The organism is Pseudoalteromonas sp. PS1M3 (genome assembly GCF_016865405.1).
GTDB classification, from domain to species: Bacteria; Pseudomonadota; Gammaproteobacteria; order Enterobacterales; family Alteromonadaceae; genus Pseudoalteromonas; species Pseudoalteromonas marina.
This window is the reverse complement of the sequence record NZ_AP022624.1, coordinates 2,505,731-2,524,193: the sequence shown is the minus strand read 5'-3', so window position 1 is coordinate 2,524,193 and position 18,463 is coordinate 2,505,731. Positions and strand designations below refer to the sequence as shown.

General features: G+C 41.0%; 18 protein-coding genes. All 18 read left to right on the top strand.

Annotated features, from left to right (window positions below; translation table 11 throughout):
* Positions 1–6: 6 nt before the first annotated feature.
* The 18 genes from PS1M3_RS11730 to PS1M3_RS11645 all read left to right on the top strand — a co-directional run bounded on the left by PS1M3_RS11730 (position 7) and on the right by PS1M3_RS11645 (position 18,462).
* On the top strand, positions 7–2,292 hold the full coding sequence (locus PS1M3_RS11730; RefSeq protein WP_203987316.1) for a flagellar hook-length control protein FliK: 2,286 nt from the start codon (positions 7–9) through the stop codon (positions 2,290–2,292).
* Between the two features lie 57 nt (positions 2,293–2,349).
* On the top strand, positions 2,350–2,877 hold the full coding sequence (gene fliL / locus PS1M3_RS11725) for a flagellar basal body-associated protein FliL (protein WP_008132626.1): 528 nt from the start codon (positions 2,350–2,352) through the stop codon (positions 2,875–2,877).
* 9 nt (positions 2,878–2,886) lie between these two features.
* Positions 2,887–3,978: a flagellar motor switch protein FliM gene (fliM, locus tag PS1M3_RS11720; RefSeq protein ID WP_010555915.1), complete on the top strand. Its 1,092-nt coding sequence runs from the start codon at positions 2,887–2,889 to the stop codon at positions 3,976–3,978.
* Between the two features lie 20 nt (positions 3,979–3,998).
* On the top strand, positions 3,999–4,397 hold the full coding sequence (fliN, locus tag PS1M3_RS11715) for a flagellar motor switch protein FliN (RefSeq protein ID WP_006792745.1): 399 nt from the start codon (positions 3,999–4,001) through the stop codon (positions 4,395–4,397).
* Positions 4,394–4,777, top strand: a complete 384-nt coding sequence (gene fliO, locus PS1M3_RS11710; RefSeq protein WP_008132624.1) for a flagellar biosynthetic protein FliO — start codon at positions 4,394–4,396, stop codon at positions 4,775–4,777. The genes fliN and fliO overlap by 4 nt, the downstream gene beginning before the upstream one ends.
* A 4-nt stretch (positions 4,778–4,781) precedes the next feature.
* Positions 4,782–5,522 carry a flagellar type III secretion system pore protein FliP gene (gene fliP / locus PS1M3_RS11705; protein ID WP_006792747.1) on the top strand — a complete coding sequence of 247 codons (741 nt, stop codon included), beginning with the start codon at positions 4,782–4,784 and terminating at the stop codon, positions 5,520–5,522.
* A 40-nt stretch (positions 5,523–5,562) separates the two neighbouring features.
* Positions 5,563–5,832 (top strand): flagellar biosynthesis protein FliQ, encoded by a 270-nt coding sequence (fliQ, locus tag PS1M3_RS11700; RefSeq protein ID WP_008132620.1) that lies wholly within the window; start codon positions 5,563–5,565, stop codon positions 5,830–5,832.
* Positions 5,833–5,835: 3 nt separating this feature from the next.
* Positions 5,836–6,615: a flagellar biosynthetic protein FliR gene (gene fliR, locus PS1M3_RS11695; RefSeq protein ID WP_006792749.1), complete on the top strand. Its 780-nt coding sequence runs from the start codon at positions 5,836–5,838 to the stop codon at positions 6,613–6,615.
* Positions 6,616–6,624: 9 nt separating this feature from the next.
* Positions 6,625–7,755, top strand: coding sequence for a flagellar biosynthesis protein FlhB (flhB, locus tag PS1M3_RS11690; RefSeq protein WP_010555918.1), 1,131 nt, complete (start codon positions 6,625–6,627; stop codon positions 7,753–7,755).
* A 73-nt stretch (positions 7,756–7,828) separates the two neighbouring features.
* Complete coding sequence (gene flhA / locus PS1M3_RS11685) at positions 7,829–9,937, top strand: flagellar biosynthesis protein FlhA (RefSeq protein WP_006792751.1); 2,109 nt, start codon at positions 7,829–7,831, stop codon at positions 9,935–9,937.
* Positions 9,938–9,957: 20 nt separating this feature from the next.
* Complete coding sequence (gene flhF / locus PS1M3_RS11680; protein WP_203984367.1) at positions 9,958–11,433, top strand: flagellar biosynthesis protein FlhF; 1,476 nt, start codon at positions 9,958–9,960, stop codon at positions 11,431–11,433.
* Complete coding sequence (locus tag PS1M3_RS11675; protein WP_006792753.1) at positions 11,426–12,286, top strand: MinD/ParA family protein; 861 nt, start codon at positions 11,426–11,428, stop codon at positions 12,284–12,286. The genes flhF and PS1M3_RS11675 overlap by 8 nt, the downstream gene beginning before the upstream one ends.
* A gap of 26 nt (positions 12,287–12,312) precedes the next feature.
* On the top strand, positions 12,313–13,023 hold the full coding sequence (locus PS1M3_RS11670) for an RNA polymerase sigma factor FliA (protein ID WP_008132612.1): 711 nt from the start codon (positions 12,313–12,315) through the stop codon (positions 13,021–13,023).
* 39 nt (positions 13,024–13,062) lie between these two features.
* Positions 13,063–13,446, top strand: a complete 384-nt coding sequence (gene cheY / locus PS1M3_RS11665; protein ID WP_008132609.1) for a chemotaxis response regulator CheY — start codon at positions 13,063–13,065, stop codon at positions 13,444–13,446.
* A gap of 18 nt (positions 13,447–13,464) precedes the next feature.
* Positions 13,465–14,232, top strand: a complete 768-nt coding sequence (locus PS1M3_RS11660) for a protein phosphatase CheZ (RefSeq protein ID WP_006792756.1) — start codon at positions 13,465–13,467, stop codon at positions 14,230–14,232.
* Positions 14,233–14,247: 15 nt separating this feature from the next.
* Positions 14,248–16,491, top strand: coding sequence for a chemotaxis protein CheA (locus PS1M3_RS11655; protein WP_008132594.1), 2,244 nt, complete (start codon positions 14,248–14,250; stop codon positions 16,489–16,491).
* 59 nt (positions 16,492–16,550) lie between these two features.
* Complete coding sequence (locus PS1M3_RS11650; RefSeq protein WP_008132590.1) at positions 16,551–17,705, top strand: chemotaxis response regulator protein-glutamate methylesterase; 1,155 nt, start codon at positions 16,551–16,553, stop codon at positions 17,703–17,705.
* Positions 17,698–18,462 (top strand): flagellar motor protein, encoded by a 765-nt coding sequence (locus PS1M3_RS11645; RefSeq protein ID WP_006792759.1) that lies wholly within the window; start codon positions 17,698–17,700, stop codon positions 18,460–18,462. The genes PS1M3_RS11650 and PS1M3_RS11645 overlap by 8 nt, the downstream gene beginning before the upstream one ends.
* Position 18,463 lies beyond the last annotated feature (1 nt).

Genomic DNA, 18,463 nt, shown 5'->3' with positions numbered 1-18,463 from the left:
ATGGCGATGAATGATATTTCTGTTTCAATTTCGGCTGATAAAGAGTCTTTTTTAGCATTTAAAGACAGTAGCTTAGCTGATTCTGCCGATGAATCAGGTACTGAATTTTTTACTCAGTTGCAAGATGCTCACACTACATTTGAGCCAATAAAAAAAGAGATTAATAAGCCTGAAACAGATACTTTATCTGCCGCCTCAGCAGATTCCTCATCAGTTACTAATGAAAAATTAAACAGTGATTCAGATGATGAAGACATTGCCCAAATAAATTTGTCTGGAAGCGATATTCTGGAGCAGATCAATTCATCTCAACTAATGAACACTGAGGTTACAAAGCCAAGTGAAAAAGCAAAAGATATAAACCTTGCAGATACATCAACAAATAAAACACCGCTTGTTATTGCTGATTTAAAAGAGAAACTGCCGGTTAAAGGCTATGTTGCTGTGCCAGCAAAAGATTTACCTGTTAAAGATGAAGTAGGTAAAATAATAAGACCACATGCAACACTTACTGATAACAACACAAGCGGTGTGGCAAGTTTAGTAAATGATGAAGATATTAATGACTCGTCAAATTCACAAAGACAAAATAAAACGTCTCTTGCTCAGGCTGTTGAAGCAGAACTAAATATAAAATCGGATAAAGTTAAACACCCTGCAGAAGCGCAAAGTATAACTCAGGGCTTTGATACAAAAGATAATGGAGCAGATACTAACAAAGGCATTTTTACGGATAAAATAACAGCTTCACAAAGTTCAGTGTTCTCTGACGTGAGTGTCAATTCTGATCAGACTATTTTAAAAACGGATGTTGATAAAATAGTTACTACTCAAAGCACAGTAGAGAATAGCGGTAAAGTTAACGCCAATACTTTAGCTCAAAATACCATAGCTAAAAATACAGTTGCGGAACTAACAGAAAATACGCTCACAGCAACTTCACCCAACTCAAACATAACTGAAACTGAAAACGCGATAAATACACTCATTGCTAAAGATGTAAATGCATTTAAAACAGATAAAGTATTAGCAAGCCTAACGCCTGAGCAGCTAACAAAATTACAGACTGAAATTAAACCAGTAATGCTTGACGCATCAAGCAAAGCTGAAAAATTGACGGTTTTAAAGCAAATGCTTACCCAATTCATAACAGATAATAAACAGACACAAAGCACTGACGTTAAGTCGTCACCCAGCGAGCAGTTTAATACGCTTTCAGGGACTGAAAAGCAGGCATTACTGACTCAATTAAATGCCTTTATTAAAGCCGAGCAACCAAAAGGTGAACAGTTAGCGACTATTAAGCAAGCGATTGGTGAGCTAAAAGTGTTGGTTGCGGAAAATGCGAATCAATCATCAGACACTAAATTTACGGTATCGCAAAAAGCTGTAAATGACTCACAAAACTTGCCGCAAACAAATGAATCGCAAATAGACAAAGTGGTTACCTTACCGGTAAAAGGTGAAGAGATAACAAAACCAGTTACTTTTGTAGCTTCACAAACACCAAATACGGTAAACAGACCACAAAAAGTGAGTGTGAAATCAGGCTCTGAAAATAGCGCTGATCCAACTAAATTAGCAGCACAGCCTACTGGTGATGAAGATCTTACAAAAGCGCTTGAGCAATTGCAAAAAGAGGGGCTAAAAAATACCACGGCTGAGCAGTCACCCGCTAAAGTTATGCAGGTGTTTAACCATATAACTAATGCTTTAAATACAACCCAAACCAGTGCCCAAAGCTATTATGATTCGCTTGATTATGAAATGGGCTTGTTGGATCAACAAGCTATTCAAAATCAGCAGTTACAAAGTACAGCACAGACAAAGCAGGTAAGTATTGATCCTGGTATGATGCAGGCGATTAACATAGTTAAAAGTGACGCGGCCAAGTTACTGCAAGAGCGCGTTAGTTCAATGCTAAGCATTAATAACAAAGAGGCTGAAATTCGTCTGGATCCACCTGAGATGGGCAGCATGCAAATACGAGTTCGTAGCGATGCAGAACAAGCACAAATTAACTTTGTGGTACAAAACCAACAGGCCAAAGAAGCACTCGAACAATCTATGCCTCGCTTACGCGAAATGTTAGCACAACAGGGGTTGGAGCTTGGTGAAAGTACTATTTCATATGGCCAGTCAGGTGGTGAAAACGCAGAGCAAAATGAATCGGGGGCGGGTGAGCAATTGGCCAAAAATGGAGCGGCAAATAGTGAAAGTGATGAGCCATCAAATAGCCCAGAACAAACTTCTGAGCAACAAACATCATCATCAATAGATTACTATGCCTAACTACTGCTATTATAATAACTAAAACAAGCAAATACCTTTGCGATATAAGGAATCATGATGGCTGAAGAAACAAGTTTAGAAATAGAAGAAGCGCCAAAAAGTAAAAAAAAGCTGATAATTATTATTGCAGCAGTACTGCTCGTTGTAGGTGGTGCTGCGGGTTTCTTTTTAATGTCGGGCTCGGATGAGCCTGTTGAAACATTAGATGAAGAAACGACCCTTTCAGAGGAAGCGCCAGAAGCTTCTGGGTCATCCGCAGAAATAGGCAGTGCGCTTTATGTTGCGATGCCAAGACCTTTTGTTTTTAACGTTCCGGGCTCGAGCCGAGATAGAATTGTACAAATTAAAGTGCAACTTTTGGTACGTGGTGAGGTAAATGAAGAAACAGCTAAAAAGCATATTCCGCTGATTGAAGGTAAGTTACTCAGTGTATTTTCGACCACTACTGCTGACGAGCTTAGTACCAGTGCAGGTAAAGAAACTCTGCGTTTTACTGCGCTAGAGACAGTGCAAACTGCCTTAAATGACGTTGAAGGCAGCAAAGTAATTGAGCGGGTATTATTTACCGGCTTTGTAATGCAATAAGGGGTTAGCGTGAGCGACTTATTATCCCAAGACGAAATTGATGCGCTATTACATGGTGTTGATGACGTTGAAGAGGAAGATATAAACGATGGTGAAGATGGCGGGGGAAGTACGCTTCAGTACGATTTTTCTTCGCAAGATCGAATCGTACGTGGTCGCATGCCGACGCTGGAAATTGTTAATGAGCGTTTTGCTCGCCATATGCGAATTAGCCTATTTAATATGATGCGCCGCACAGCGGAAGTGTCTATTAATGGCGTTCAAATGATAAAGTTTGGTGAGTATGTTCATACATTATTTGTACCGACAAGCTTGAATATGGTGCGTTTCAGACCTTTAAAGGGTACCGGCCTGATCACCATGGAAGCACGGTTAGTATTCATTTTGGTGGATAACTTTTTTGGCGGTGATGGTCGTTACCACGCAAAAATTGAAGGCCGTGAATTTACCCCTACAGAGCGCCGAATCGTGCAAATGTTGCTAAAAATAATCTTTGAAGATTATAAAGAGGCATGGGCACCGGTAATGGACGTGTCGTTTGAGTACCTCGATTCAGAGGTAAACCCAGCAATGGCTAATATTGTTAGCCCGACTGAAGTTGTGGTTATTAGCTCTTTTCATATTGAACTCGATGGTGGCGGCGGTGATTTTCATATTGCCTTGCCATATTCAATGCTCGAACCAATAAGGGAACTTTTGGATGCGGGTGTTCAGTCAGATACTGAAGATACCGACTTGCGTTGGAGTAAGGCATTACGAGATGAAATAATGGATGTTGAGGTTGACATGTCAACTCAGCTTTTAGAAGTTGACTTAACACTTCAACAAATAATGGAGCTTAAAGCAGGTGATATTATTCCTGTTGAAATGCCAGAGCATATAACTGTATTTGTAGAAGAGCTACCCACGTTTAGAGCTAAAATGGGCCGCTCTCGTGATAATGTTGCGTTGCAAATTAGCGAAAAAATTAAACGTCCTGATTCAGTTAAATCTGAGCTGCATGTATTTACCAAAGGCGGCAAGAAAATTGACTCAGATGCAGAGTTAGCAGAATTAGAAGAAGATTTACACCTTTCAGACGGTGTAGACTTAGACTGGTAATTGATTAAAAGGTTAAACGTATGAGCGATGATCAAGACACAATGGACGAATGGGCAGCCGCACTTGCTGAGGCTGAAGGTGGTGATGATGCTGGCGAAGCGCAAGTTGCCGAACTTGATGAATTAAGTGATGAAAAAAGCGAAATAACAGGCGAAGAAAAGCGCAAGCTCGATACAATTTTAGACATCCCAGTGACCATATCGATGGAAGTTGGACGCTCAAAAATTAATATTCGTAATTTGCTACAACTTAACCAAGGCTCTGTAGTTGAGCTTGATCGTGTTGCTGGTGAGCCATTAGATGTATTGGTTAATGGTACCTTAATTGCTCACGGTGAAGTGGTGGTGGTAAATGATAAGTTTGGTATTCGCCTAACGGATGTTATCAGCCAAGTAGAGCGGATCAAAAAGTTACGATGAGTGCCTTTTTTGCGCTAACAGCATCTGTATTTACAAAAACAGAGTCAGTTACGCCTACGGGCGATTTAATTTCTATGGTGCTTTCGCTTATTGTGGTGCTAGTGCTCATTGTTGTTCTGGCTATTTTTGTAAAAAAACTTAATCCTAATTTGGCAAACAGTGATGAATTTAAAGTGGTTCGAAGTCTTCCCTTAAGCTCACGCGAACGCTTAATGGTGGTAGAAATTGATAATGCGCAGCATTTATTAGGCGTCACGCCGCACAGTATTAATTACCTTCATAAATTAGAATCACCACTGAGTGAAAAAGAAATCCCAGAACTTGCTAAGCAATTTAGTAAACTGTTAAACCCCAAATCGAAACAAAATAAAAAGAACTAAACCTATGACTAAGTGGCTGCTAATTATTTTTGCCATTGTGTTTGTTCCAAGCGTAAGCGCTGAAGGTATTGATGCGCTTACTATCACAACAAACGCAGATGGCACACAAGATTACTCGGTGACATTGCAAGTTTTAGCCATTATGACGGCGCTGAGTTTTATACCGGCAGCCATAATCATGATGACGTCTTTTACACGTATCATTGTTGTACTCGCAATTTTACGCCAAGCAATTGGTTTGCAGCAAACGCCCTCTAATCAAGTACTGTTGGGCATGTCTTTATTTTTAAGTATTTTTATCATGGCGCCTATTTATCAAAAGGTTAATGACGTAGCCATAGAGCCTTATTTAAATGAGCAAGTTACGTCGGTACAAGCATTGGAGCTTGCAAAAGAGCCAATGAAAGCATTTATGCTCTCGCAGGTTCGTTTAAAAGACTTAGAAACATTTGCCAAAATAGCAGGCTACGACAAGCTAGAGTCACCTGAAGAAACTCCGCTCATAGTTCTTATACCCGCATTTGTAACAAGCGAACTGCAAACCGCGTTCATTATAGGATTTATGTTTTTTATACCTTTTTTAATCGTCGACTTAGTTGTTGCGTCTGTACTCATGGCTATGGGTATGATGATGCTCTCCCCCATGATTGTTTCCTTACCCTTTAAAATAATGCTGTTTGTACTTGTTGATGGCTGGAGCTTAGTGATGGGAACCCTCGCCAAAAGCTTTGGTTTAGGCACATAGTATGTATTTTTTGAATGTAACTAAAAGATAGGATTACAGCATGGAACCAGAAATTTTTGTTGATATTCTTAGCGATGCACTGTTTTTAGTTATTAAATTAGTATCGGCTATTGTTGTTCCAGGTTTAATTATTGGCCTAGTGGTGGCGGTGTTTCAAGCGGCTACGTCTATCAATGAACAAACGTTGAGTTTTTTACCGCGTTTGGTAATTACTATAAGTGCATTAATTGTTGGTGGTCACTGGTTTACACAAGAACTTATGGACTTTTTTACCCGGTTGGTGTTGCTCATTCCCGAAATTGCAGGTTAGCAAGTGGAGTACCCGTTTTCAGTTGTCATTCAATGGTTGAGCGACTTTTTACTACCTTTGGTACGTATTAGTTCCATGATTATGATAATGGCGGGGTTAGGCGCTAAAAATGTGCCAACACGTATAAAGCTGGGTTTATCAGTGGTCGTGACTCTGTTGGTTGTGCCTGTTCTTCCTCCAGCTACATTTACTAACTTGTTTTCGTTTGAAATGATTTTAGTGGTCATACAGCAAATGCTTATTGGAATAGCGATTGGCTTTGCTTCTACCTTGTTACTCAATACCTTCGTATTGGCAGGTCAGATACTTGCTATGCAAACCGGTTTAGGTTTTGCTTCTGTCATTGACCCCTCAAATGGAGCCAGCGTTCCGGCTGTTGGTCAGTTTTTTCTTATTTTAGCAACACTATTATTTTTTGTATTCAACGGCCATTTAATGATGATACAGATGGTTGTACATAGCTTTGAGGTACTGCCAATTGATGGTAATTGGTGGTCAGTAGATCATTACTGGGATATTGTAACGTGGGGCGGTTGGATGTTTACAACGGCTTTAGTGCTCTCACTTGCACCATTGACAGCAATGCTAGTTATTAATATTTCATTTGGTATTATGACCCGTGCGGCGCCTCAGTTAAATATTTTTGCTATTGGTTTTCCATTCACTCTTGTAGCAGGGCTTGTCATTATTTGGGCAACACTGGGCAACTTCATCCTGCAATTTGAATTTCAGTGGCTTAAAATGATCGAACTAATGTGTACCTTAGTTGGTTGTTCACCTTAGGAGTTTGTTATGGCTGAAGATTCAGGTCAAGAAAAAACAGAAGAACCCACAGGGAAAAAAATAGAAGAGTCTAAAAAGAAAGGGCAGGTTGCTCGTTCAAAAGAATTAGGCACCATGTTTGTTCTTATATTTTCAGCTATTTCATTGTTAATGTACGGCCCTGAAATTGGTAAGGGGTTATACAATATTATGGGCAGAATGCTCAGTCTTAATCGAAATGAAACCTACGACACCACTAAAATGTTTGCGGTTTGGTCCAGTGTTGCCGACGCGCTTATTTTTCCTATGGCTATGTTTGTATTCATTATTTTATTTGCGGGCATTATAGGTAATACTTTACTGGGTGGCTTTAATTTTAGTTGGCAAGCAGCCGCTCCTAAAGCAAGCAAAATGTCTCCATTTAAAGGCTTTAAACGCATGTTTGGCCCACAAGCTGCAGTAGAGCTTACTAAAGCTATTTTAAAGTTTTTAGTGGTCGCAAGTTTTGCCTTTTTTTTAATTAATACTTTTTTTGACGAAATATTACACTTAAGTATTGAGTCTGCACCTAATAATATTATCCATGCGCTCGAAATCCTCTCGTGGATGTTTTTAGCATTGTCGTGCACATTGGTAATTATTGCAGCAATCGATGCCCCGTATCAAAGTCATACTCACCATAAGCAGTTAAAAATGACACTGCAAGAAGTAAAAGATGAGTACAAAAACTCTGAAGGTGACCCTCAAATAAAAGCGCGTATTAGGCAAACTCAGAGACAAATGTCTCAAAAAAGAATGATGCAAGACGTGCCCGATGCCGATGTAGTTGTTACCAACCCAACGCATTATTCTGTTGCTCTTAAATACGACACTGAGCGAGCAGGAGCACCTATAGTGCTTGCTAAAGGCGTGGATGAACTGGCTATGCAAATTCGAAAGGTGGCAAACGGCAATGATGTACCCATTGTTGAGTCGCCAATGCTTACTCGAGCGCTTTATCATACCGCAGAAGTAGGAGAACAAATTCCTGATCAACTGTTTACTGCCGTTGCACAGGTGCTAGCTTATGTTTTTCAGCTAAAACGCTTCAATAAAGGTCGCGGAAAACGCCCGACTAAGCTTAATAAAAAGCTCCCCATTCCTGATGCCTACAGGTATTAATATTACTCCTTTATTAACTTGGAATAGTTATTGCTAATTCTACGTAGTGTCAATTTTTTGAAATTGTAGAATTATGAGTTTTAAAGCGGTATTACAACAACTTAATGCAGATAAAAAAGAATATGCAAAAGGCGTAGGTACGCCTTTACTTGTGCTTGCAGCTTTGGGAATGGTCATTTTACCGTTACCGCCATTTTTACTTGATATCCTTTTTTCATTCAATATTGCGTTAGCGTTGGTGGTACTACTCGTCACGGTTTACACCATGAAACCCGTTGAGTTTGGTATGTTTCCGGCCGTGTTGCTTATCGCCACAATTATGCGTTTAGCACTCAACGTAGCCAGTACACGAGTTGTACTTTTAGAGGGACATAATGGTGGAGATGCTGCGGGGAAGGTAATAGAAGCCTTTGGCTCAGTTGTGATTGGCGGCAATTATGCTGTTGGTTTAGTGGTATTTTTAATTCTGATTATTATTAACTTTGTAGTAATCACTAAAGGTGCAGGGCGTATTTCTGAGGTATCTGCACGTTTTACACTTGATGCAATGCCTGGTAAGCAAATGGCAATTGACGCTGATTTAAACGCAGGGTTTATTAGTGCCGAGCAAGCGCGCGATCGCCGAGAAGAAGTAACCCGCGAGGCCGATTTTTATGGTTCAATGGATGGTGCAAGTAAGTTTGTAAAAGGTGATGCTATTGCTGGTATCGTCATTTTAATTATTAACATTGTTGGTGGCCTATTTGTTGGCATGATCCAGCATGACTTAAGCTTTGGCCAAGCTATGGAAGTTTACACACTCCTTACGATTGGTGATGGCTTGGTGGCTCAGCTCCCCTCATTACTACTATCAATTGGTACCGCAATTGTAGTAACACGCCAAAACGAGTCTCTCAATATGGGCGACCAGTTTAAGAAACAACTTGGCAACGAAAAATCTTTATTTATAGCCTCTGGCATCTTAATTACCATGGGCTTAGTGCCTGGCATGCCTCATTTAGCATTTTTAAGCCTAGGTGCATTATTAGGTTATTTAGCTTACTACACTCAACAAAGTAAATTAAAAGTGGCTGCAGCAGAAGCCGAGGCTGCTGCAAATGGAACTGCTGGTACGGGCGTTGCCAACAAGCAAGAGCAGAAAGAACTTGGCTGGGATGACGTTCAGCAAGTAGATGTAATTGGCTTAGAAGTGGGCTACAGATTAATTCCTTTGGTTGACCAGTCTCAAGGCGGAGAGCTGCTAAATCGTATTAAGGGTGTTCGTAAAAAGCTCTCTCAAGAGCTGGGTTTTTTAGTTCCACCCGTACATATTCGCGATAACTTAGAGCTTGACCCTAATGCATACAGAATTACGCTTATGGGGGTATCTACCGGTGAAGGTGAACTCAAGCATGGTGATGAGTTAGCAATAAATCCAGGTCAAGTATTTGGGCCAATTAAAGGGGTTGAAACTAAAGACCCTGCTTTTGGGCTTGATGCGGTATGGATAAAACCAGATCAAAAAGACGAAGCACAATCGCTTGGCTATACCGTGGTAGATTCAGCTACAGTTGTGGCTACACACATTAGCCAGTTGCTTACTAACAGCGCAGCACTGCTGTTAGGTCACGAGGAAGTACAGAACTTATTAGATATGTTAGGTAAAAGCCACCCTCGCTTAGTTGAAGGTTTAGTCCCTGACGTATTACCGTTAACTGTGATAGTAAAAGTACTACAAAATCTACTTAATGAGGGCGTTGCAATTCGTGATATGCGCTCAATTGTACAAACCCTTGTTGAGTATGGGCCACGTAGCCAAGACCCTGATGTGCTAACGGCTGCAGTACGTATTTCATTACGTCGATTAATCGTTCAAGACGCTGTAGGCATGTCTTCAGAAATCCCTGTCATAACCTTGGCGCCTGAGTTGGAACAGATGTTGCATCAGTCACTACAAAATGCAGGCGACGAAGGTGCCGGTATAGAGCCAGGACTTGCAGAGCGACTTCAAGTGTCACTAAATGAAGCGCATCAAAATCAAGAAATGTCCGGTGAACCTTCAATATTGCTAACGTCGGGAATGTTACGCACTGTGTTATCTCGTTTTGTTAAGTACACCATCCCGGGTTTAAGGGTGATGTCTTATCAAGAGGTACCAGATGAAAGACAGATCAAGATAGTCAGCTCTGTTGGCCAACAATAAGATTTTAAAGGGGTTGAATCATGAAAATAAAACGTTTTTTTGCTAAAGATATGCGCACAGTACTTAAAGAAGTTAAAGACGAATTAGGTGTTGATGCGGTTATTATGTCAAATAAAAAACTAGCTAACGGTGTAGAAATTGTAGCAGCAGTAGATTATGACAAAGCAGCCCCTAAAAAAGAGCAAGCACTTAGCGCTCCAGCACAAAGCTCAACAAAAACACAGCCAGTGCATAATTTTGTAAAACCAGAGCCTCTTCGCGCTAAACCAGAGCCACAAGCGAAAGTAGCCGATAGTCTTCAGGCATTATTAGAGCGTCAAGCCCCACGCCCTCGTTCTGCAGAATTGGCTTCTATGTTTTCTCAATCAGGTATTGATACTACAGACAACTACCAAGAGCCAGTTCAAGAGCAGCGTCCTCGTCCTATATTCATTAATGAACGTCAAGCTTCAGCGCGTCCGCAAACACAAGCAGACAGCCTTGGATTTGATGATTTAGAAAGTGGTTTTGATGATCTTGACAGTCCAGTGACACCTCGCGAAGAAACTAAGCATACTGAAAGTGAGCAAATTTCGTCAATGCGTGACGAAATGAATGCCATTCGTCAATTGTTAGAACATCAAGTGTCAGGGCTTATGCAACAAGACATGGCAAGACGCGATCCTACTCGTGCATGCATGATTGATCGCTTAGTCGGTATGGGAATAGATAAAGATGTTGCTGAGCAAATGGCGTGCTTCGTACCTGACGATGTATCTCGCCAGCAAGGTTGGAAAGCACTTTTAACAATGGTTGAAGATCAGATGCAGACAACCAACAACGAGATTTTACGTCAAGGCGGTGTATACGCCTTAGTCGGCCCAACGGGTGTTGGCAAAACAACAACCGTTGCTAAATTAGCTGCGCTTGGCGCACAAAAATACGGTGCAGACAAAGTTGCTTTAATCACAACAGACACATACAGAATTGGTGCTTATGAGCAACTCGCCACTTATGGCCGAATTATAGGTTGTGGTGTAAAGCAAGTTAAAGATGCTAATGAATTAGCTGAAGTTTTATATCATTTACGAAATAAACGACTAGTATTAATTGATACTGCGGGTATGAGCCAACGCGACTTGCGCTTAACAGAGCAACTTAATACGCTAATGCGTAATCAGCGTGTTGATATTCGCAGTTATTTAGTGCTCAGCGCAACATCGCAAATACATGTGTTGCAAGAAACCGTTAGGCACTTTAAAAAAGTGCAGTTAAGTGGTTGTATATTCACCAAATTAGATGAATCTTTAAGTTTAGGTGAGATTATTAGTATAGCGATTCAAAATCGCCTTCCAATAGGGTATCTTACTAACGGTCAACGAGTACCAGAAGATATTCGAGTTGCAAATGCTGAAAAACTAGTTAAAAAGGCTGAGCAACTCTATTTAAAAAGAGCAAAAGCACAACATTCAAGGCACCAAGCAGTGGCGCCAAGCACAGTAGGGATGTATGATTAACACAGTATTAGATCAAGCAAGTGGCCTGCGCAAAATGAGTCAAAACAATAACAACGGCGTAAAAGTTATCGCTGTCACTGGCGGTAAAGGTGGAGTAGGAAAAACAAATGTTTCTCTGAATACTGCAATTGCATTAGGCCAGCAAGGTAACAGAGTGTTGGTTCTTGATGCCGATTTAGGCTTAGCAAACTGTGACGTTATGCTAGGACTACGTGTTGAACGTAACTTATCACATGTTTTATCTGGTGAATGTGAACTTGATGAAATTTTAGTTGAAGGCCCCGCAGGTATAAAGATTGTACCCGCAACGTCAGGCTCTCAAAGTATGGTTGAATTGTCGCCTTCAGAGCACGCGGGACTTATACGGGCTTTTAGTGAATTAAATACAGAATTTGATATTTTAATTGTCGATACAGCCGCAGGTATTTCAGACATGGTGCTGAGTTTTTCTCGCGCGGCACAAGACGTCATGGTTGTTGTATGCGACGAGCCCACATCGATTACAGATGCTTATGCGCTCATTAAAGTGTTGAGTCGCGAGCATGGTGTATACAAATTTAAAATTGTTGCAAATATGGTCCGTAGTATGCGTGAAGGGCAAGAGTTATTTGCTAAACTTTCCAAAGTGACCGATCGTTTTTTAGATGTATCAATGGACCTGGTCGCAACGGTTCCCTACGACGAAAATATGCGCAAAGCAACGCGTCGCCAAAAAGTTATTGTAGAGCTTTTTCCTAATTCGCCGGCGGCACTTGCGTTTCAAGCGTTAGCAACAAAAGCAGTTAAATGGCCAATACCTAATCAACCATCAGGTCATCTGGAGTTTTTCATAGAGAAACTAGTAAACGGCTAATTATGACAACATTGGTGAATAAAGTTATGGGATATCAATCAGCACAAAATTTAAATGTGATTGTTGAAAAACATGCATCACTTGTCAAAAAAGTGGCATGTCATCTTATAGCGCGTTTACCAGCCAGCGTGCAGCTGGACGATTTAATACAATCAGGAATGATAGGTCTGATTGAAGCATCTAAAAGTTTTGATGCAACCAAAGGGGCTAGCTTTGAAACTTTTGCGGGGATTCGTATTCGTGGGGCAATGCTTGACGAGATGCGACGTGGCGATTGGGCACCCCGTTCAGTGCATCGTAAAAGCCGTTTGGTGGCCGAAACAATTGCATTTTTAGAAAAAAGCTTAAACCGTGAGCCGACAGATATAGAAGTTGCTGAAAAACTTGAAATTTCGTTAAATGAGTACCATCATATCTTAAACGATGTAAATGCAAGTAAAGTACTCGGTATTGAAGACCTTGGTGTTGATGAAGATGCCATCAGTCCAGTGGGCCAAGATTTAGCGCTAGACAAACCGTTTAATAATGTTAAAAATGAGCGGTTTAACGAGTCTTTATTAGGTGCAATAAAATCTTTACCAGAACGTGATGCAATGGTGCTGTCTTTGTACTATAACGATGAAATGAATTTAAAAGAAATAGGGCATATACTCGATGTAAGTGAATCGCGTGTAAGTCAAATACATGGTCAGGCGATGATTAAGCTTAAAGCTAAAATCAATGACTGGATAAATTAGTAGTAAGTAAACAAGGTTAAGACCTCACTGGGGGATGTTTTGGATAAAAACATGAAAATTCTGGTTGTTGACGATTTTTCAACAATGAGACGTATTATTAAAAATCTGTTGCGTGACTTAGGTTTCACTAATGTTCAAGAAGCAGACGATGGGTCAACCGCTTTGCCAATGCTACAAAATCAAGTATTTGATTTTGTTGTTACCGATTGGAATATGCCAGGAATGCAGGGTATAGACCTACTTAGAGCAATACGTGCGGATGATAAGCTTAAACACATTCCAGTATTGATGGTAACGGCTGAAGCTAAAAAAGAACAAATTATAGCGGCAGCTCAGGCAGGTGTGAATGGTTATATCGTTAAGCCATTTACTGCTGGAACACTCAAAACTAAATTAGAAAAAGTATTTGAACGTTTAGGCTAATGATAGGGGGAGAGGCTTATGTCAGCACTTGCTGCGCCTCAAATAACTTTAGAACAAGCTCGTCAGCTCGTTGTTTTTCTAGAAAACGGTGAGCAAGACAAAGCCAATCAGTTAATTTTAGATACCGCTTCTAAGGAGCAATCTGAAATATTTGCTGAGGTTGGAAAGTTAACCCGTCAATTGCATGAAGCTTTAAAAAGCTTTGAGCTAGACACTCGCTTATCTGACTTAACTACCGATGCTATTCCAGATGCAAAAAAACGGCTCAATTATGTTATAGAAATGACAGAAAATGCCGCGAATAAAACAATGGATGCTGTTGAGGCTAGCCTACCAATTGCTCAACAGTTGGCAGACGAAATATCTCATATCAAACCGACATGGGATCGCCTAATGAATCGAGAGATTGAGTTAGGGGAGTTTAAATCGTTATGCCACAGCATTGATAAGTTTATGAACAATTCTCATCATAAAACCGATGAGCTGCAAAGTTTGATGACTAATGTACTTATGGCACAAGACTATCAAGATTTAACCGGCCAAGTTATTCGCCGAGTTATTGAGCTTGTTAGAGAAGTTGAAGAAAGCTTAATTCATCTTTTGACAGCCTTCGCTGATCAAAGCGAAAGCAAAGCCGAAAAAATAGAACAACAAAAAACAAATGAACCATTAGACGAACAAACTTTAGCAGGTCCAGAAGGCCCTATTATTGATAAAGAATCACGTAATGATGTTGTATCTGATCAAGATGAAGTCGATGATCTTTTATCAAGTTTGGGCTTCTAAGAGGAGAGTAACTGCATGTTTGAAGTCGATGAAGATATTTTACAAGACTTTCTTGTAGAGGCAGGAGAAATCCTAGAGCTTTTATCTGAACAGTTAGTTGAGCTGGAAAACAATCCAGAGGACACCGAATTACTCAATGCCATATTTAGAGGGTTTCACACTGTAAAAGGTGGTGCTGGGTTTTTAGCTATGACCGAGCTCGTTGACGCATGTCATGGCGCAGAGAATGTCTTCGACCTGCTTAGACAAGGCGTACGAACGGTTAATTCGGAATTGATGGACGTAATTTTACAAGCTCTCGATACGATTAACGAGATGTTTGCCACCATTCAAAATCGTGACAAACCAGAACCCGCCGATCCCGAACTTCTTGAAACCCTTCATAAACTAGGTTTACCTCCAACAGAAGAAGAGCTTGCTGGTGACTCACCCGTTGATTCAACTGAAGAACCTCAAGCCGAGGTTATTGATGCCCCAGTTGCCGAGGAAGCCTCAGGAACTGATGAAGAAGATCCGTTTGCATTTGACGAGCTATTTAGCGGTGGAACAGTTGAACAAAGCGATGATGAAACTCAGATTGACGAAATAACAGAAGATGAATTTGAAAACTTACTAGACGAATTACATGGAAAAGGTCAAAGCCCAGTAGCTGAAAGCGCGTCCAGTAGTAGTGATGTCAGTGGAGACATTACAGATGATGAGTTTGACAACTTACTTGATGAACTTCATGGCGTTGGAAGCTTTGGTGCTGTTGCGGCCAGTGAGCCTGTAAAAGAGCAAACAGCAACTAATAATTCTGCAGAAAGTTCTGCAACGCCTTCAACACGTTCACCTGCAAGTGATTCTAGCGATGATGAAATTAGCGATGATGAGTTTGAAGCATTGCTTGACGAACTTCATGGATCAGGTGCCCCTAAATCAATAGAGAGCCCTGCAGCTTCAGAGCCGAAGCCCGCTGCTAAACCTGTGGCTAAGGTAAGTGAGCCTGTTAAAAAGCCTGAACCTGTAAAAGCCGCTGCGCCAAAACCAGTGCAAAAGCCTGCAGAAAAAGCAGCTCCAGCGCCTGCAGCTGTGAAAAAGCCAGCTCCTCCGCAAGCAGAAACAACAGTCCGAGTTGACACAAAACGCCTAGACCAAATAATGAATATGGTGGGTGAGCTTGTACTTGTTCGTAACAGATTGGTAAGTTTAGCCACTAACTCAGAAAGTGAAGCAATGGGCAAAGCCATTTCTAACTTAGATGTTGTGACGGCTGATATCCAAGGCGCAGTAATGCAAACGCGAATGCAGCCAATTAAAAAGGTATTTGGCCGCTTCCCTCGCGTTGTTCGTGACTTAGCACGAAGCTTAAATAAAGATATTAGTTTACAGCTTGTTGGTGAAGAAACCGATTTAGACAAAAACTTAGTTGAGGCACTTGCAGACCCACTAGTTCACTTAGTTAGAAATTCAGTGGATCACGGTATAGAAATGCCAGCTGACCGTGAAGCAGCAGGCAAACCTCGGACGGGTAATGTTACACTTTCAGCGTCTCAAGAGGGAGACCATATTTTGCTTACCATCAAAGATGATGGTGCGGGTATGGACGCAGAAAAGCTCAAAAAGATAGCGATTGGTAAAGGGGTAATAGATCACGATCAAGCAAGTCGTTTATCGGATACTGAAGCCTACAACTTAATATTTGCACCAGGATTTTCGACCAAAGAAGAGATCTCTGACATCTCAGGCCGTGGTGTGGGAATGGATGTTGTAAAAACTAAAATCACTCAACTTAATGGCTCAGTGAGTATTCAGTCAGAGCTAGGTGTTGGTACAATTTTAGAAATAAAAGTACCGTTAACACTTGCGATATTACCAACCTTGATGGTTGTAGTTGGCGAACAAACATTTGCATTACCATTAGCAGGTGTAAGCGAAATATTCCATTTAGATCTAACCAAAACAAATGTTGTTGATGGTCAATTAACCATTATTGTACGTAAGAAAGCGATACCGCTATTTTATCTTGAGCATTGGTTAGTTAAAGGAGCAGATCGCACTCAGCGCAAAGCGCAAGGTCATGTTGTTATTGTTCAAATAGGTACTCAGCAGGTTGGTTTTGTAGTTGATTCTTTAATAGGTCAAGAAGAAGTTGTAATTAAACCTCTTGATGCTCTTTTGCAAGGTACTCCAGGTATGGCAGGCGCAACTATTACATCAGATGGTGGAATTGCACTAATTTTAGATGTTCCAAATATGTTAAAACACTACGCTGGCTAAATCATAAAGTAGGTACACACAAGATGTGTACCTACGTATAAATTTAATAAGAGAGCTAAATGGCCGTAAAAGTTTTAGTTGTTGATGATTCGAGCTTTTTTCGTCGTAGAGTAAGCGAAATCCTTGAACAAGACAGCGACATACAAGTTATAGGTTTTGCCATTAATGGCAGAGAGGCTGTAGAAAAAACGGCTCAGCTTCGTCCTGATATGATCACGATGGATGTAGAAATGCCTGTGCTTGATGGTATCAGTGCTGTTAAAGAGATAATGGCAAGTAACCCCACGCCAATATTAATGTTTTCCTCTTTAACCCGTGCTGGCGCAACAGCAACACTTGATGCGCTTGATGCTGGAGCGATGGATTTTTTACCTAAAAAGTTTGAAGATATTGCACGTAATAATGAAGATGCGATAAAGCTCCTTCAAGCTAAAGTCAAAGAAATTGGTAATAAGCGCATTCCTAGAGCCTTTAGGCCAATAACACACCAGAAACCAGCGGCACGCTCTGTGCCTGATAAAACCAGTAATACTGGGTCTTCAATCAGGCAACCAGATAGAAGTTTTCAGCGTTCAACAACCGCATCGACATTAACAAAAACACAAAACAACGTACCAACTCGTGCAAGTGGCAAGCAATACAAGCTTGTGGCTATCGGTACATCTACTGGTGGTCCTGTTGCTTTACAAAATGTGCTTACGCAATTACCCGCTAATTTTCCGCATCCCATTTTACTTATCCAGCATATGCCTGCTGCTTTTACACCGGCATTTGCAGCTCGTTTAAATGGATTGTGCAAAATAAAAGTAAAAGAAGCACAGCAAGGTGATCGTCTTGACCCTGGAACTGCCTATTTGGCTCCTGGCGGGCAACAAATGATGGTTGAAGGTCGAGGTGGTTCTAAAACATTGCGCGTTTTTGAAGACAATAGCGAGCGAATCACTTATAAGCCCAGTGTTGACGTTACATTTGCAAGTATTGCAAAAGCTTATCAGGGAGATGTTTTAGCTATTATTTTAACCGGCATGGGGGCTGATGGTAGAGATGGCGCAAGAATGTTAAAACAAACTGGCGCCACTATTTGGGCACAAGATGAAAAAAGCTGTGTTGTTTATGGTATGCCACAAGCTGTTGCTAATGCGGGACTTTCAAGTGAGAGTTTAGCGCTTGACGATATTGCAACGCGGATAAAAAGTGAAACCGGTTGTGGATAAGCTTTCTGTACTTGGTTTAATTGTAGCACTAAGTGCTATAGCAATTGGCTATCATTTAGAAGGTGGTGTTATTGCCGCCCTTTTTAATGGCCCTGCGCTCATTATAGTACTAGGTGGGACAGTAGGCGCTGTAATGCTGCAAACGTCTACTAGTACCTTTAAAAAAATGCTTAGAATGAGTCACTGGGTATTTGTGACTCCCAGTTACAATATTGATGATGCAATTGAGCAAGTTAAACGTTGGTCTCATAAAGCGAGACAAGAAGGATATTTGGCATTAGAGGATGAAGCCCTAACTCACTCAGATGTATATGCAGCAAAAGGGCTGAGTTTACTTGTTGATGGCGGTTCAGAGCAGAGGCTACGTGATACGCTTGAAATAGATTTAATGCTGGAGCGTGAGCGTTTGCTTGAAGCTGCGCGTGTATACGAAGCAATGGGCGGTTATAGCCCTACCATCGGTATTTTAGGAGCTGTTCTTGGGCTCATTCAGGCTATGTCTTTTATTACCGATCCGCAATTGCTTGGCGCTGGGGTTGCAACAGCCTTTATTGCAACGATTTATGGGGTGGGGTTAGCTAATTTATTATTTTTGCCAATGGCACATAAGCTCAAGCAACGTGTAGAAGAAAAGATGCTTTACCACGAAATGCTTGCAGAAGGGATAATTGCAATCAGCGATGGCCAAAGCCCAATGAACATTGAGCTAAAGTTAGAAGCTTATCGTGTTGAACGGCCAAGCCTAGTGGACGCATAAA